The sequence below is a fragment of the Methyloterricola oryzae genome (assembly GCF_000934725.1).
Lineage (GTDB): Bacteria > Pseudomonadota > Gammaproteobacteria > Methylococcales > Methylococcaceae > Methyloterricola > Methyloterricola oryzae.
This window is the reverse complement of sequence record NZ_JYNS01000008.1, coordinates 178269-191211: the sequence shown is the minus strand read 5'-3', so window position 1 is coordinate 191211 and position 12943 is coordinate 178269. Positions and strand designations below refer to the sequence as shown.

Sequence of the window (12943 nt, the reverse complement as noted above, 5' to 3'; positions counted from 1 at the left end):
TAGGTCTGGTAGTGTTGAAATCGCGGGTCGCTCTGCATTGATCGGGCGGTCTTTTGCACAATTCAACGCGTGCCGGTGTTCAGGCGCGTTCCTTTGAAGAACCCTAGCTTGTCAGCCGGACCCGCGTGGGCACGTAATGAGCGCGGAGGAATATCCTATGCACAAGCAATGGTGGGATCGGTTTATGGCCCAGGCGGCCGGAGGGTTGGAGCGTCTTCGCGAGGCTCTTGGCCTTGCCGGCAAGCCGCGGGTCGAGATCAACCAGCCCAGCGGCGAGGGCGAACGCAAGCGGCGCAATTTGCTGGTTTATTTTCTCCTCGCCTTCGCGCTGGTTTACCTGTGGCAAGGCTACAGCGAAGTGAAGCGCGACGAGATTCCCTATAGTCAGTTCCTGCAGTTGGCGGAACAGGACAAGCTCGAGCGCGCCGTGGTTTCTGAGCAGGCCATCACCGGCCTGATCAAGCCGGAGGCGCCTGGCACCGAGCCCAAGCCCTTCATCACCCTGCCGCTGTGGAACCAGGGTCTGGTGGACACCCTGCAAAAGCACGGCGTGACCTACACCGTGCGCTACGGCGGCAATTGGCTCGGTAACTTCATCTTCAACTGGCTGCTGCCCTTGGCGCTCATCGTCCTGCTATGGGGTTGGATGGCGCGGCGTTTCGCCGGTGGCGGCGTCTTGAGCCTGGGCAAGAGCCGGGTGCGCATTTATGCGGACACCCAGGGCAAGGTCAGTTTCAAGGACGTGGCGGGGGCCGAGGATGCCAAGCAGGAATTGGGTGAGTCCATCGAGTTTCTGCGCGATCCGACACGCATCCAGCGCCTGGGTGGGCGCATGCCCAAGGGTGTCCTGCTGGTGGGGCCGCCGGGTACCGGCAAGACCCTACTGGCGCGCGCGGTGGCTGGCGAGGCCGGGGTTCCTTTCTTCAATATCAGCGGCTCGGAATTCATCGAAATGTTCGTGGGGCTTGGGGCTTCGCGGGTGCGGGATCTGTTCGAACAGGCGAGGCAGAAGGCCCCCTGCATCATCTTCATCGATGAGTTGGACGCCATAGGCCGCTCACGTGGCGGCAACGTGGTCATGGGCGGGCATGACGAGCGCGAGCAGACCCTTAACCAGCTTCTGACGGAGATGGACGGTTTCGACCCGTCCGTGGGCGTGGTGGTGATGGCCGCCACCAACCGTCCCGAGATACTGGACAAGGCGCTGCTGCGGGCCGGGCGCTTCGACCGGCAGATCGTGGTGGACAAGCCGGGGCTGGAAGACCGTCTCGCCATTCTGAAACTCCACACCCGCACCATGACCGTGGGCGCGGAGTTGGATTTGCGGGTGGTGGCGCAGCGCACGCCCGGCTTCGTCGGCGCGGACCTGGCCAATGTCTGCAATGAGGCCGCGATCATCGCCGTGCGCGAGAACCGCGACCATGTGGGTATGGCCGACTTCGAGGCGGCCATCGACCGTGTGCTCACCGGTCCCGAGAAAAAGAGCCGTGCCCTCAACGAGCAGGAAAAGCAGCGCGTGGCCTACCACGAGGCGGGGCATGCCCTGGTGGCGGAAACCGTACCCACCGGCGAGCCGGTGCACAAGGTATCCATCATCCCACGAGGCGGCGCCGCGCTGGGCTACACCCTGCAACTGCCGGTGGAGGAGAAATTCCTGTCCACCGAGCCGGAACTGCGCGACCAGATCGCCATCCTCATGGGCGGGCGCACGGCCGAGGAACTGGTGTTCGGCCATGTCTCCAGCGGCGCGCATAATGACCTGGAGCGCGCCACGGAGATCGCGCGTGCCATGGTCTGCCAGTTGGGGATGAGCAAAAGGCTTGGCCCCTTGACCTATGGCAAGCGACAGACGCTGGCCTATCTGGGCGTGGAAGGCGCGGAGGAACGCAATTTCAGCGATGAGACTGCGCGACTGATCGATACCGAGGTTCGGGCGCTGATCGAGGAGAATCAGGCGCGTGCCCGCGATATCCTCAGCCGGCAACGCGCCACACTGGATGCGCTGGCGGCCTTGCTGCAGCAAAAGGAAGTGGTGAGCGGGGCGGAGATCAAGCAGGTCATCGCCAGCTTGGCGGACTGAGCCGCTCCAACAGCGCCATTCGATTGCGGGGGGCGCTGGTCGGCCCCCCGCCCGCCAAGACCTAGAGGGATTTCAAGGCGGCTTTCGCCTCCGCCTCGCCTTCGAAGGGCTGCTTGGATCCGATCGCCAGTTCCAGATGGGTCTTGGCCGCCGCGTCGTCGCCGCTCTTCCGGTAGGCCATGCCGAGGTGGTACTGATAGATGGGCACCTGCGGCTGCTGCTCCACCACCTGCTTCAATTGCTCCAAGGCTTTCGCATAGTCGCCGGACTGGTAGGCCAGCCATCCCAGGGTATCGATCACCGCAGGCTCCTTGGAGGTCTGTAACTTGACCGCCAGTTCCCTGGCCTTTTGCATATTGGCCGCATGGCTGGCATCGACGCTCAGCAAGGCGACCAGATTATTGATGACCAGCAGGTTGTCCGGGTTCTTCGACAGAATGCTCTCATAGTGCTTGATGGCTGCGGGGAAATCGCGCTTGCGCTCCTCCAGGTGGGCCATGCTCATGATGATGGCAGGATCCCCCGGATAGACCTTCAAGGCGGACTCGTAGGTGCCCAAGGCCTGATCGAACTTGCCCTGCTTCTCATAAAGACTGGCCAGGTTGTTGTACGGCAGCGGCCAGCGGGGGTTGACCTCGATGGCCTGACGCAGATATTTGATGGCTTCCGCTTCTTGATTACGCTCCGCGTAAAACATGGCGATGAGCTGGTTGATCGTGGGGTGCTTGGGTTTGTCGGTCAGCACTTTCTTCAGCCGGGCCAGCGCCTTGTCAGGCTGCCCCAACTGCAGGTAACAGCCGGCTATGGCCTTGAGCGGCTCATAGTCGTTCTCCGCGTGGATCAGACTGGCTTCGAATTCCGCGATGGCCGAATCGCACTTCTTCTGCGTCTGGTAGAAGTTGCCCAGGCGGAAGGCCCCGATGGGATTGTCCGGAAAGTCCTTCTTGATCTGCTGCAGCAAGGCCTCCAACTCCGGCTCCCGCTTTTCCAGCGCCAGAAGGTCTGCCTTCATGTTCAAAGCGTCCAGGTTCTTTGGCGCGATCCTGAGGAACTCGTCGGTTTTCTCCAGCGCCAGGGTATTGTTTTTTTGTTGCACCAGGAATTCGACCAAACGCTTGCGCGCGGCAAAATCCTCCGGCTTGGCCTGTACTGCTTTCTCCAGGCTTTCCTGCGCCAGGGCTGGTTTGCCGTCCTGGATTTGGGCCTGGGCCAGGAAGGTCAGCACCTCCACGGACTCAGGCTGGTCCTTGAGCACGGCGCGGAAGGATGCGATGGCCTTTTGGGCGTCCTTCCGGGCGAGAGCCATCTTGCCTTGCAGCATCAGTGCCTGGTTATCTTGCGGGTTCTCCTTCAGCACCGCGTCAATCAGGCCGAGGGCGTCGTCCACCTGTCCCCGTGCCAACTTAAGCTCGGCCAGTTGTCCTTGTGCCTTGAGTGCTTCAGGCTTGCCGTCCCACTTTTCGATGATTTCGCGGAAGCTGGCTTCCGCCTTGTCGGCCTGCCTCAATTGCTCGTAGAGGCGCGCGAGACCAAAGCGCAGGTCGACATTCTCGGGGTTGCTGGCCACGGCCTTCACCAATTCGTCCACGGCGCGGTCTGATTTGCCGCTGCGCGCGAGAAACTCCACCAAGGCCATGTGGCGCGGCGCTTCAGCGGCATTGGCCGCAATCGAAGCGCGCAGTTCTTTTTCCGCGTCGTCAAAGCGCTTCTGCTGGATTAGAAACTGCGTCAGTACGTTGTGGTAGGTGGCGCTGGCGGGATCGGCTGCGACCAATTGGCGCAGAACCTCTTCGGCCTTGGCGTTTTCTCCACGTTGCTGGTAGGCCTTGGACATTGCCATCAGTAGTGTGGGATTTCCCTTGTTGTGCTCCAGTCCTTGCTGCAAAACACGCAATATGCCGTCGCGGTCGCCTTTCTTCTCGTACAGGACGGCAATGACCAAATAGGCATCGACCCGTGCAGGGTCATCCTGGATGACCGACAACAGGTCGGTCAGGGCAGCGTCTTCGTTGCCTTCCTGGTTGGCGATTGCGGCATTCAGCATGCGTCCTTCGATGTCCTTGGGCGCGGCCTGAAGGATTTCCTTCAGCAAGGACCTGGCCTTGTCTTTGTCCTGTGCCAGGAGATAGAACTTGGCCAGTTTTCTCTTGACCTCCAAGTCTGCAGGGTCGAGTTCTCCCGCCTTCTGATAAAGGCCGAAGGCCTCACGCCACTGCTGTTTGGACTCTTCGATCTGGCCCAGATAGAAATAGGGCTTGGCGATCTTGGGGTCTATCTGCAGCACGTTCTTGAACTCAACCTTGGCCTTGTCGTAGTTGTGCTCTTCAAAGTACTTCCGGCCGCGCTCCAGGTACTCGGCCTTGCGTTCCTCGGCGCCTCCGCAGGCGGTGACGAGGCCGGCAACGGCCAGCGCCATGACGAGTTTGTTAGGACGTCGGATCAGCATCAGTCGCTCCCTAATGAAATTTTGTAATTGGAGTTATGTGGTATGGATATTGCCTATGTATACCCGTCTGTCCCGCTCGATGGCAGGTCCGCCGCTTCCCACGTTTACCCGATTGCGTTGAATTGGCTGGATAAGTGGCTAAATTTACATGGGCTTCATAGTATTAAAGTTTTGGTTCGGGCCCAAGTTCACAATTCCGGCAAATCCCACAGTAGCGTCGCGATTTGTGTTGGCCAAGCAGACGTGGTTAAGCTGTAAAAAGCAAGGCACTCGGCGATTCAGGCGAATCCTGGGTGTCCGGTGGGCCAAGTTATTAAGCAATAGTCATTCCATTAAATCAACGAAAAGCGGTTTACATGAAGATCATTCGTGCAGTGTTCCTGGGCCTGTTGCCGTTGACCGTCATGGCGGGCGCCGATGTCCCCAAGGCGTCGGAGCGCCCCAGCGTGTCTGTGCCCCCCGGCTATGTGGTTGACGCAGGCGACGTGCTGTCCATCTCCGTCTGGAAGGACGAGGGGCTGGACAAACAGGTATTGGTCAGGCCAGACGGTGGCATCACCTTTCCCCTGGTCGGCGAAGTGCACGCGGGCGGTATGACGGTGGATCAGATCGCGGCGGAGATCACCAAGCGCCTGTCCGAGTATCTCTCCGACCCGGCTGTCACGGTCGCCGTGATGACGGTCAATCAGAAGATCTACGTAGTGGGCAAGGTGATCAAGCCGGGCGAGTACGTTACGCCGGCGCGGGTGAATGTGATGCAAGCGCTGGCCATGGCCGGCGGCCCGGCGCCGTTTGCCGATACCGACGATATCAAGATCATCCGCAACGAACATGGGACCACGGTGACCTTCCCGTTTGACTACGATGCGGTGTCCGAGGGCGATAACCTGGAGCAGAACATCGTGTTGAACCGCGGCGATGTGGTTGTCGTGCCGTGACTCCGGGCTGCGCCTTGCACTTCATGTCTCCGCGATGTTGAAGGCAGCAGAAAAAGCCTGGCGTCTGGGCTGCGTCGGGTACTGCACGCTGCTCTTGCTGGCGGGTTCGGTCCAGACTGCATACGGGCTCGACTTGACCCTCACGGGCGATGCGAAAGCGGTGGAGGAGTACGACACCAATCTGTTCAGGACCCTAGCGCCCCACGATCCCGCATGGGGGCAGGGTGTCGACGGGCAAATCGACTTTTCCGCCACCGACGAGTTCTGGGAAACCAGAGCGAATGCGCGTTTTGCCAACCGCTGGTATGTCACCGACAACAACCTCGACTACTACAACCAGCTGTTTGATTGGCGAACCAAGTACCGCAGCGAGTATTCCATCTGGAATATGGATGCTCAGTACAACATGGACAACACACTCTCTTCGGAGACGGACTCCACCGTGGATGTGGGCTATGTGTTTCGACGCATTCCCAGGACTACGCGCATCCTGTCGCCAAGCTGGACATACAGTCTGTCGGACACGTCTTTGCTCAGCCTAAGTTACGACTACAACGACCGCACCTATGACAGGAGTCAGGTGGTCGCGGCCAACGTGGTGGATTCTATAGCCCACACCGGGGGGCTGCTGTTTCAGCACCAGTGGAATTCCGATCTGACCTTGACGGGTTCCGCCAACTATACGGACTACACGCTCCTGGGACAGGCTGGGACCTACATCGATCTGCTGCAGGTGCCCATTGGCGACACGATTTTTGGTCTGCCGGCGCTCTACAACCGCCCGGCGCTCGACAGCACGATCAGGACTACCAGTGCCATGGCCGGTTTCAACTGGGCGGCCACCAGTACGATTACGTTGGGATTTTCCGGGGGGGCGCAGTACAACCAGACAGAGACTCCCAGCTTTGTGGCCACTACGCTCATTAACGGTACTGTGCCAGGGCCGTCGGTGTTTGTTCCGGGGACCAGCAATAATGCCGTGACCGAGATCCTTTCGGCAACCGCACGCAAGCGCTTTGAATACAGCGATATCGGCTTTGACTACTCCCGCAGCGTGAGCCCAAATTTGAACGGCGACCTGGTTGCCTATGACCGCTATTCCCTGAGCGGCAATCATCGTTTCAGCGAGTGGGTCAGCACCAATCTGTCGCTCAGCTACAGCGAGCAATCCTCACCCTCACAAGGTACCGCGGCATTTCTAAACCGCGAAATCTTCTCGGCGCGCACGGGGTTGAACTGGCAGTGGGATGAGAACTGGTATCTCAATGCTTCTTATCAATACACTCAAGTGACCTATCCAGATTCCGGAACAGCCGACTCTCACGCGCTATTCCTGAATTTGCGCTATCTATTTGACAAACACAAACTCTGAGCCAAGAACCGATGGAAGATAAAGAGCTCCAAGACTACGTCGCGGCATTCAAACGGCGCAAACTCCAATTTATTGCCATCGCCGGTGGCATTATCACCTTGAGCTTGCTCGTCGCCTTGTTCTGGCCAGCCACGTACCGTTCCAACGCGATCATTTTGATCGAGGAGCAGGAAATTCCATCGGATCTGGTGCGCTCCACCATCACCACCTACGCGGCGCAGCGGCTCCAGACCATCAATCAACGCGTGATGACGCGCGCCAACCTGGAGCGCATCATCGAGAAGTTCGATCTGTACGCCAAAGCCCGCACCAAGCGTCCCATGGAAGAAGTCATCGAGGCGATGCGTGACGACTTGGCCTTCGAACCCATCAGCGCGGAAGTCATCGATCCGCGCACCGGGCAACCTTCCAAGGCGACTATCGCATTTTCGCTTTCCTTTGATGGCAAGAACCCCGAACTGGTACAGCAGGTGGCCAACGAAATCACCTCTCTGTATCTGGAAGAGAATTTGAAATCCAGGTCACAGAAGACGGCTGAAACTTCTCACTTTCTGGAGGAGGAGGCCAAGCAGATGGGCGCTTACATGACCGAATTGGAAGCCAAGCTGGCCGCCTTCAAGGAAGAACACATGCACAGCCTGCCTGACCAAAAAGCGCTCACACTTCAGTTCATCGATAAGACCGAGCGTGATCTGGCAGATATTGATACCCAGGTTCACTCACTGGAAGACCGAAAGTTCTATCTTGATGGCCAGTTGGCGCAAGTGCAGCCGGAAAGCTCCACGATTACTGGGAGCGGCGAGCGTGTCCTGTCACCCGCCGAGCGACTCAAGGCGCTTAAATCGTCCTATCTCAGCCTGTCCAGCACCCATTCGGAGAAGCACCCGGACATCGTCAATATGCGGCAGGAGATCGAAGCCCTGGAAAAGGAAGTGGGCGGGGGCGACGTGGGAACCGATCAGATCAAGGAACTCAGCAAGCTGCGCACCGAACTGGCAAGCCTGAGGGAATCCTCTTCGGACAACCATCCTGACGTGATTCGGCTGCGCAAGCAGGTGGAGAAGCTGGAGGCCGAGATCAACCGCGGCGTCACCCGCGAGAATGCCCGCCGAATCGCCACCAGCCAACCTGACAATCCAGCTTACATTACACTGCAAGTTCAACGGGACACCACGGCTCAGGATATCGCTGCCCTCGCCAAGAAGCGGAAGGAGTTGCAAGCGAAATTGACGGAATACGAAGCCCGCCTCGGTCAGACCCCGGATGTTGAGCGCCAGTACTTAAGTTTGCTGCGAGATTACGATAACGCGGCAGCCAAATACCGGGAGCTCAAAGCCAAGGAAATGGAAGCGCATGTGGCGGAGCAGTTGGAGAAGAAGAGCAAGGGCGAGCGCTTCTCCATCATCGAGCCGCCCATGCTGCCCGAGAAGCCGGTCAAGCCCAACCGCATTGCCATCGCCTTTCTTGGCTTCGTGCTGGCTCTTGCCGGTGGAGCCGGTTACATCCTGCTGATGGAAACTATGGATGCCTCATTGCGCGGAGCCAGGAGCATCGCAGCGCTGACGGGTGTGGCACCGCTGGCGGTGATCCCCTTGTGGCAGACCGATGAGGAGGAGGATTTCGAGCGGCGGCGCAAACTGCTGTTTGCCGTTGGCGCTGCGGCGGCCGTGATTCTGGTATTGGGTTTGGTCAACTGGTTGTGGACGCCGTTGGACGTCCTCTGGTTCCGTGGCCTTCGCAAGCTCGATCAGATTACCGGATAAAGGCCAGGCGGATCCAGGCCGATCAGGCGCCAACCGTCGCATATGCACCACACAGAGAATTCACCATGGAACGTATACGTAAGGCTTTAGACAAGACCTACCAGAAGCAGGCCGTACTCAGCGGAACGGAGGCAGCGCCAGCCGTCGCCCGGCCCGGCGGTCGCATCGAGTACACGCAGACCCGCAGTGTTCCGATCTCTCAGGACCACCTGCGGCGGCATCGCGTGATCTCGGGCTACGAGCCAGGCAGTTTTACCGATGCCTACAAGATCCTTCGCACACGGGTGTTACAGAAGCTCCGGGAGCAAGGCTGGAATGCGCTGGCTATCACCAGTCCCGGGCCTGCGGCGGGCAAGACACTGACCGCCATCAACCTGGCCATCAGCCTGGCGCTGGAGGTGGACCAGACGGTGCTGCTGGTGGATGCGAACCTGCGCAACCCCAGCGTACACAAGTATTTTGGATTGGAGCCCCAGTTCGGGCTGAGTGACTACCTGCTGGATTCGGTGCCCATTGAGAAGATCCTGATCAATCCGAAAGGCATCGGCCGCTTCGTGGTGCTGCCCGGCAAGCGGCCCCTGGCGGATTCGGCGGAACTGCTTTCCTCGTCCAAGATGGCGGAACTGGTGGACGAGCTCAAGAGCCGCTATCCGTCGCGTATCGTTATTTTCGACCTGCCGCATCTATCCACGTCAGACGCTCTGGGCTTCGCACCCTATGCGGATGCCGCCTTGCTGGTCGTAGAGGAAGGTCGCACAAACCGGGAGGACCTGGCCGCTGCCATCGAGAATTTGCATCCCTCGCCCATTCTGGGCACCGTGCTCAACAAGGCGGAACCCCGCGATTCCGCCGAAGCCTGAGGTCAGCCGCCGTGTATGAATCCTTCTATAAATTGCGCGAGAGGCCATTCGCGCTCATGCCCGATCCGGCGTTTCTGTACCTGAGCCGCAAGCACAGGCTGGCGATGACGCTCCTGGAGTATGGTCTGTTGAATCAGACCGGGTTCGTTGTCATCAGTGGCGGGATCGGTACCGGCAAGACGACTCTGATCCATCAATTATTGGGTAATCTAAGCCGCAAGAACCTGCGCGTCGGGCTGATTTCCAATGCGCACCCCTCGTTTGGCGAGTTGCTGCAGTGGGTGCTTATGGCTTTCGACCTGGACTACTCAGGCAAGGGTAAGACCGCTTTATTCCAGACCTTCATGGAGTTCGTCAACGAGCAGTATCGCAAGGGCAAACGCACTGTGCTGGTGATCGATGAGGCGCAGAACCTGTCGCCGGAGACACTGGAAGAGCTGCGCATGCTGATCAACGTCAATGTGGGCAAGGACCAGTTGCTGCAGATCGTGCTGGTGGGGCAGGAACAGTTGCTGGAGAAGCTCAGGCGACCGGACCTGGAGCAGTTTGCCCAGCGCGTCTCGGTCAGCTATCGGCTGGAACCTCTGGACCGTGACGAAACCCGGCGCTATATTCGCCACCGGCTGCAGGCGGCCGGCAGCGTCGAACCGGAATTGTTCAGCGATGCGGCCTGCGATGCGGTCCATGAGCAATCGCGCGGAATTCCCCGCTTGATCAATGTTTTGTGCGATACTGCGCTGGTCTATGGGTTTGCCGACGACCGGCGGCAGATCGACGCGGAACTGGTTAAAGACGTAGCCAGAGACCGCGAGCAGGGCGGGTTGCCGTCCCAATTCAAACAGGATGTCGCGGCACTGGCTGGCGACTGAAGCTGCAGCATAGTCTTGAAGGTATCGACTTGACCGAACGAATCGTGGGCGAATCCAGGGAAAACGAGCTGGTTTCGCTCTGCATGTCAGGGACCCCTGCTGATTTTGAGCGGCATCAGACCATGACGGAACCCGAGCAAGTCAAAGCACAACTGAAGGTCACCTGTCGCAACTGCAGCCTGAGCGAGTTGTGCCTGCCGCGCGGTCTCAAGCGGGAGGATATCGAACGCATAGGCAATCTAGTCAGTCGCAAGCGCACCCTGCAAAAGGGCGACTACCTGTACCGCAAGGGGGACCCCTTCCGCGGCATCATCGCCATCAAGGCGGGAACCGCCAAGGTCACGGCGCTGGACCAAGGCGGCAATGAATCGGTCACCGCCTATCTGTTGCCCGGAGAACTGCTGGGCTTCGACGCCCTGGCCGACGACTACCATTCCTGCTCCGCTGTTGCGCTGGAAACCGTGAGCTACTGCGAGATTCCGGCCGACCAGTTGGATGGTTTGTGTCGCGACGTGCCGAATCTCATGCGCGAGCTGTTCCGGCATGCGGGGCATACGCTGGCGGCAGAAACCGATCAGATCCTTTTGAGCAAACGCCCGGCGGAGGAGAGGGTGGCGGGCTTTCTGATCAACATCTCCAACCGTCTGCGGCAACGGGGATTTTCCGCGACCGAGTTTCGCCTCAGCCTGACGCGCCAGGAGATCGGCAATTTCCTGGGACTGGCCCTGGAGACCGTGAGCCGCACCCTCAAGGGCCTGGAAGACTCCGGGATCATTCGCGTCAAGCACAAGTACATTCAGATCACCAACCTCAAGCGCCTGCAGGATCTGCGGGCAAATCAGTAGCCTCCGCCGGCGGCCACCACCCTCAGCTCTTTAGTCCGGTCCCTCTCTCCAGCAACAGCAGGGCGAGTCCGCCCAAAAGTGCCAGACAGCAGGCGAGTATGATGAAGGCGCTTTGGACGTTGAGGTCGCTGACACCAAGAAAGCCGTAGCGGAAGGCGTCGACCATGTAAAGGATGGGGTTGCCCAGGGATACCTTTCGCCAGAACTCGGGCAGCATATCCACGGAATAGAACACACCTCCCAGGTAGACCAATGGCGTCAACACGAAATTCGGGATGATGGAAATATCATCGAAGCTGTTGGCGAACAGGGCGTTGAGAAATCCCGCCAGGGCAAACAAGGTGGCGGTCATGGCAGACACGCTGACGATGACCGCCGGGTGAGCCAGCTTCACGTCGGTGAAGCAGGCGGCAATACCGGCCACCACGCTGCCCACCACGATGCCGCGGACGATGCCACCACCCACGTATCCGATGAGGATCACCCAACTGGGCACAGGCGCGCTCAGTAGTTCCTCGATATTGCGCTGGAACTTGGTCGAGTAGAACGAGGCCACCACGTTGCCATAGGCGTTGGTGATGACGGACATCAGGACCACCCCGGGAACGATAAAGTCCATATAGGCAATACCGCGCATGTCTCCCACGCGATTGCCGATCAGTTGGCCAAAGATCAGGAAATACAGCGAGGTCGTCACCACGGGAGGGAGGACGGTCTGCGGCCAGATGCGCAGGAATCGGTGGATTTCCCGAAACAGGATGGTCTGCAGGGCGATGAGATGGCGCATGGCGGGATTCAATCGGAAGCGGGCAGGTCTTTTGCCGGGCGCCCCACCAGGTCGATGAAGAGTTGCTCCAGGCGGTTGGCGGCATTGCGAACGGCGTTCACCTGGATGCCGGCAGCAAGCAGCGCGTCGAACAGACTGTGCAAGCCGTGTCCGGTGGGCACATCCACGCCGAGGGTGCGGCTGTCGATGCTGGAAAAATGGTACGGTGCAATTTCCGGCGCATGCTCGATCGGCCTGCTCAGTTCCAGGATATAGCGGTTCACCTTCAAGCGCCGGAGCAGCCCCTGCATGTCGCTGTGCTCCACGATGACGCCCTGATCGATGATCGCAATGTGCCTGCAAAGATTTTCCGCTTCTTCCAGGTAATGGGTGGTGAGGATGATGGTCGTGCCTTCCGCGTTGATGTGCTTGAGGAATTCCCACATGGAACGGCGCACCTCGATGTCGACGCCGGCGGTGGGCTCGTCCAGGATCAGCAGGCGCGGCTTATGTACCAGGGCGCGAGCGATCATGAGACGCCGTTTCATGCCGCCCGAAAGCTGACGTGAAACCTCATTGCGCTTGTGCCACAGGCCCAGCTGTTCCAGGCAATGGCCGGCACGGCGCAGTGCTTCGCGGCGGCGGATGCCGAAATAGCCCGCCTGGTTGACGACGATGTTCTGAACCTTTTCGAACTGGTTGAAATTGATTTCCTGGGGCACCAGCCCAATGCAGCGCTTGGCTGCGTCCGCCGCCTGGTCGATGTCGTGGCCGAAAATCGCCACCTGACCGGAAGTCTTGCGGACCAGCGCGCTGATGATGCCGATGGTCGTGGACTTGCCGGCGCCGTTGGGTCCCAGCAAGGCGAAGAAATCCCCGTTTGCCACCTCCAGGTCGATGCCCTTGAGAGCCTCGAAGCCATTCTTGTAGACCTTCTTCAGGCGGCGCAAGGACAGGGCGCTCGTTTCATTCCACATGGGAGCCGATGTTTCGTAAAATGGGCA

At 59.4% G+C, this 12943-nt stretch carries 10 protein-coding genes; 7 read left to right on the top strand and 3 right to left on the bottom strand.

Annotated elements, in window-relative coordinates:
• The first annotated feature begins 184 nt into the window (after positions 1–184).
• Positions 185–2080, top strand: coding sequence for an ATP-dependent zinc metalloprotease FtsH (ftsH, locus tag EK23_RS12695; RefSeq protein ID WP_045225726.1), 1896 nt, complete (start codon positions 185–187; stop codon positions 2078–2080).
• Positions 2081–2141: 61 nt separating this feature from the next.
• Here ftsH and EK23_RS12690 read toward each other — a convergent pair whose 3' ends face one another.
• On the bottom strand, positions 2142–4526 hold the full coding sequence (locus tag EK23_RS12690; protein WP_045225725.1) for a tetratricopeptide repeat protein: 2385 nt from the start codon (positions 4524–4526) through the stop codon (positions 2142–2144).
• Between the two features lie 356 nt (positions 4527–4882).
• Here EK23_RS12690 and EK23_RS12685 point away from each other — a divergent pair, with 356 nt between their 5' ends.
• The 6 genes from EK23_RS12685 to fnr all read left to right on the top strand — a co-directional run bounded on the left by EK23_RS12685 (position 4883) and on the right by fnr (position 11173).
• On the top strand, positions 4883–5464 hold the full coding sequence (locus tag EK23_RS12685) for a polysaccharide biosynthesis/export family protein (RefSeq protein ID WP_052808155.1): 582 nt from the start codon (positions 4883–4885) through the stop codon (positions 5462–5464).
• 34 nt (positions 5465–5498) lie between these two features.
• A complete protein-coding gene (locus EK23_RS12680; protein ID WP_045225724.1) occupies positions 5499–6836 on the top strand; it encodes a hypothetical protein in 1338 nt (445 codons plus the stop codon).
• 11 nt (positions 6837–6847) lie between these two features.
• Complete coding sequence (locus EK23_RS12675; RefSeq protein WP_045225723.1) at positions 6848–8599, top strand: GumC family protein; 1752 nt, start codon at positions 6848–6850, stop codon at positions 8597–8599.
• Between the two features lie 65 nt (positions 8600–8664).
• Positions 8665–9459 (top strand): CpsD/CapB family tyrosine-protein kinase, encoded by a 795-nt coding sequence (locus tag EK23_RS12670; protein WP_045225722.1) that lies wholly within the window; start codon positions 8665–8667, stop codon positions 9457–9459.
• Positions 9460–9470: 11 nt separating this feature from the next.
• Positions 9471–10328, top strand: a complete 858-nt coding sequence (locus EK23_RS12665) for an ExeA family protein (protein ID WP_045225721.1) — start codon at positions 9471–9473, stop codon at positions 10326–10328.
• A gap of 29 nt (positions 10329–10357) precedes the next feature.
• On the top strand, positions 10358–11173 hold the full coding sequence (gene fnr / locus EK23_RS12660; RefSeq protein ID WP_235282039.1) for a fumarate/nitrate reduction transcriptional regulator Fnr: 816 nt from the start codon (positions 10358–10360) through the stop codon (positions 11171–11173).
• A 22-nt stretch (positions 11174–11195) separates the two neighbouring features.
• Here fnr and EK23_RS12655 read toward each other — a convergent pair whose 3' ends face one another.
• Both EK23_RS12655 and EK23_RS12650 read right to left on the bottom strand, forming a co-directional pair.
• Positions 11196–11960 carry an ABC transporter permease gene (locus tag EK23_RS12655; protein ID WP_045225720.1) on the bottom strand — a complete coding sequence of 255 codons (765 nt, stop codon included), beginning with the start codon at positions 11958–11960 and terminating at the stop codon, positions 11196–11198.
• Positions 11961–11968: 8 nt separating this feature from the next.
• On the bottom strand, positions 11969–12916 hold the full coding sequence (locus EK23_RS12650; protein ID WP_045225769.1) for an ABC transporter ATP-binding protein: 948 nt from the start codon (positions 12914–12916) through the stop codon (positions 11969–11971).
• Between the last annotated feature and the right edge of the window lie 27 nt (positions 12917–12943).